Source organism: Candidatus Bipolaricaulota bacterium (assembly GCA_021159055.1).
Taxonomy (GTDB): domain Bacteria; phylum Bipolaricaulota; class Bipolaricaulia; order UBA7950; family UBA9294; genus S016-54.
In genome coordinates, this window is record JAGGSO010000140.1 from 1 (window position 1) to 3,026 (window position 3,026).

Annotated in this window: 3 protein-coding genes; 1 reads left to right on the forward strand and 2 read right to left on the reverse strand. The window is 60.8% G+C overall.

What is annotated here, in order from left to right; translation table 11 throughout:
• Both J7J55_07245 and J7J55_07250 read right to left on the reverse strand, forming a co-directional pair.
• On the reverse strand, positions 1-1,714 hold a 1,714-nt coding region (locus J7J55_07245; protein MCD6142489.1), incomplete at its 3' end, for a DUF2207 domain-containing protein.
• Positions 1,714-2,268 carry a LemA family protein gene (locus J7J55_07250; protein ID MCD6142490.1) on the reverse strand — a complete coding sequence of 185 codons (555 nt, stop codon included), beginning with the start codon at positions 2,266-2,268 and terminating at the stop codon, positions 1,714-1,716. The genes J7J55_07245 and J7J55_07250, both read right to left, overlap by 1 nt.
• Positions 2,269-2,458: 190 nt before the next feature.
• On the opposite strand from J7J55_07250, the gene J7J55_07255 reads away from it, so the two are divergent.
• Positions 2,459-3,026, forward strand: a 568-nt coding sequence (locus J7J55_07255; protein ID MCD6142491.1) for a class I SAM-dependent methyltransferase, incomplete at its 3' end; no start/stop codon positions are given.

Consider the following 3,026-nt stretch of genomic DNA (forward strand, 5'->3'; position numbering starts at 1 on the left):
CCGAGAACCCCCCCCCCGAGCCCCCTCCCCCCCCCCCGGCGGACTTCCCTCCCCCGCTCGTGCGGGGAGCGGAGACGAACGTGCGCTCCATCCCGTTCGACAGGTTCATCATCGAGAGATAGAACAGGTGGCCGTGGAAGACCGGGCTCGCCCCCACGTACCAGTCGGGAGGCTCCTGCAGCAGCCCTTCGAATTGCTTTGTCCAGATCCGGGTCAGGTTGAACGCCATCGCATAGGGAAGCAGCTTGGAGAACAGCTTTGGGTTCTTCTCCGGCGCATCGTGGAACTCCATCTGCTTGACTTCGGCACGGCGGATGTACTCGGACAGCCCGAGGAGGTCACGGTACACCTCGACGCCCTTCTTCGTCTTGCGCGGCATGATCGGGGAGAACGCGAGGACGATCAATCCGCACAGCCCGACGGCGATCCCGAGGTAGAAGGAAGCGGCGAATATCCCGAGGAATATCCCGAACCCGATGATCATCATCCCGAGTACGGCGTAGAACCCCCGCACCCGCTCTGGGTTGTGCGGGTAATAGCCCTTCTTGATCAGCTCGGAGTAGAGATCGGCCTTGATCTGCGGCAGGTGCTGGTAGAACTCATTCTCCAGCGACGACAGGGTCCGGGACTCCGGATGGGTGGAGTCGAAGATCGCGTTCATCAGCCGCTTCTCGGCTCGGGTCAGTTTGTCGTCGGGCTCCCGCAGCTTGACGAACTCGTAGTCCACCGGACCGGACCGGCCGAACAGCTTTTTGACCTGTTCGAGCATCCCTGCCTCTTCCGCCTGGATCTCCTTTATCTTGATGTAGCCTGCGACCGCCAGGCCGATCACCATCGCCGTGATGTCGCGCAGGTCGGCGCGGTCGTCGATCAGGATCCCGGCCTCGCCGGGATGGACATCCTTCGGGGGAGAGAACCGCGGCGCGATCGTCCCCTTGGCCGGATCCTTCCCCACCTTGAACCACAGAAGGAACATCCCGATCAGGGTGAGCGGCGGGAGGAATGCATACTTGTTTGCGGAGAGGAACCACATCATCCGCTCCCCCGCGGTCGGGGCGGCGATCCCGGCCTCATCCCGGGGGATGGAAACGTCGATCGTCAGTCCCTCTCCCGGGGATAGGGCATCGGCGGTGAACACGAGCCGCCCCTGAGGATCGAGTTGGGCCGGAGCGCCGCGCGTCGTGCTCCCTTGGTATCCGACGTACGAGGTCGTGGAGACATGGGCGGGATCGATCCCGGACGGCAGGGTGAGGACAGCGGTTGCGTGATCGATCGGGATCGACCACTCATTCCCGGTGACGTTCCAGTAGAGCTGGATGTAGTCCGCGTGGAACAGCAGGGCGCGGGAGACGGTGTAGGATATGGTGTAGGTGTGATCGCCGGTGATCGTCAGGTCGGGGTCGCCGATTCGGATGTAGACCGAACCCCCGCGCGACCGGACGGTGTACGGGACCGAGCGTTCGTCGAGCGTCACTCCGGTCACCTTGAGCCCGATCGTGATCCGCTCCCCGGTCGGGCGGCGGTAGGAGACCGGGATCCAGCGCTCGATTCCATGATGGGGCGAGAAGAAGGTCACCCCGATCGTCTCTGTGACCGTCAGTTCTCCTGATTGCTCGAGGACGATCGCCGACTGGAAGTCGGTTATTCGCAGGCTCGCCTGGGCGATGACCCCGAACCCGATCAGAATGATGAGTAAAACGAACGCCCTTTTCATCAGAACCGTACCCGCGGTGCCTTCCTCTCTTCCTCCCCGGTCAGGGTGTAGAACTCCCGCGGCTGAAAATGGAACATGTTCGCGATCAGGCTCTGGGGGAAGATCCCGATGTTCGTGTTCAGATCACGCACCACCGCGTTGTAGTACATCCGCGCCCGCTGAATCTGGTCCTCGACCTCCTCCAGCGTCTGCTGCAGCTGCTGGAAGTTCTCGTTCGCCTTGAGCTGGGGGTAGTTCTCCACCACTGCGAACAGTGATTTGAGCGCCCCTTTCAGCCCTGCCTCGGCTTGGGCGATCTCCTTGGGGGAACTCGCCCCCATCGCCGCGGCGCGCGCCTTCGTGACCTCCTCGAACACGCCCTTTTCATGGGCAGCATACCCCTTCACCGTCTCCACCAGGTTGGGGATCAGGTCGTAGCGGCGCTTCAGTTGGGTATCGACGTCGCGCCACGCCTCCTCAGCCCGGATCCGCAGCCGGACGAGTCGGTTGTAGATCATGATTCCCCAACCGATGAGGACGACTACGACGACTATCGCGATCGTGCCTGCACTCATTCTTCCTCCTTCCTTGAACTTTTCCGATTCTACCGCACTGGCTCCCCCAAGCCAATCTTTCAATACCGGTCTAATGACGTAAGTCGCTATCCTTTCCCGCTCTTAAATAGGATTCACTTCGTTCCACAAGAGTGATAGAATGGAAATTGGCGGACCGTGATCAAGTCTGCACGGAGATCGGAGGGGTGCTATGATGGAATGGCATGAGGACAAGAGGTTTTGGGAAGAGACGGCCCCGATTCAATTCTCCCACCGAGCCTGGATAGCAGCTGGGGAACAGGTGGAGTCCATTGTCTCATTACTTGGGCTTACCTCGGGAATGCGAATTCTGGACATGCCTTGTGGGCCCGGCCGGCATTCGTTGGAGCTCGCCCGCAGGGGATTTTCCGTCACCGGGGTCGACCGTACCGCCGCATTCATCGGAGAAGCGCAGCACCGGGCCAAAGAGGGGAATCTAGCGCTGGAATTGATCCAGATGGATATGCGCGAGTTCCGGCGTCCGGAGGCTTTCGATGCGGCACTTAACCTATTCACTTCGTTCGGCTACTTCTCCAATCCAGCCGAGGATAAAAAGGTATTGGAGAACTTCTTCGTCTCCCTCAGACCGGGCGGGCAGTTGCTCATCGAAATGCAGGGTAAGGAGATCCTAGCCCGGGACTTCCGCGTCCGGGATTGGGTGGAGCGGGAAGGGGTGATCCTTTTAGAAGAACGGGAGATCATCGAAGGCTGGTCCCGGATCAGGACACGGTGGATCGTCA